The following is a 428-nucleotide window of genomic DNA, read 5'->3' as shown; positions in this document are numbered from 1 at the left end:
CGCAGTGCCACGCAACGGCAGCAGTGGCACCGGCAGCACGACCTCCTGGACCTTCAGCAGTTCCAGCGCGTAGGCCTGGGTGCCGCAGCGCAGGCGCAGCCAGCGCGAGGTGCGTTCGCCGGCCCGGCGGTTCTGTGGATGCGGGCTGTGGGCCGGCTGGTGCGCCTGCCGCTGACCATCCTTGGCAAATTCGAAGATGTGTTCCTGGCATTGGCGCAGGCCGAGCAGCAGGAGGACGGCACCGCCAAGCCGAAGATTCCCAACAGCATCGACAACCTCAAGGCCAGCGATCCGTTCGTGAAGGCCGCCGCACAGCTGCCGATCGAAACGGGCCTGAAGTACCACTCGATCATCGCCCAGCGCAAGCCGGAGCTGCCGGTGGAGAAGTCCGATGACGGGCTGGTGCCGTACTGGAGCGCGCACCTGCC

The 428-nt window shown here is 67.3% G+C and carries 1 pseudogene; it reads left to right on the top strand.

The annotated features are described in order from the left end of the window. Positions 1-428 (top strand): annotated as a pseudogene (locus tag EN850_RS33665) (alpha/beta hydrolase); the annotation flags it as partial.

Source organism: Mesorhizobium sp. M8A.F.Ca.ET.207.01.1.1 (assembly GCF_004794715.1).
In the GTDB taxonomy this organism is placed as follows: Bacteria; Pseudomonadota; Alphaproteobacteria; order Rhizobiales; family Rhizobiaceae; genus Mesorhizobium.
The sequence above is the reverse complement of the archived record's forward strand: the minus strand, read 5'-3'. Positions and strand labels throughout refer to the sequence as shown.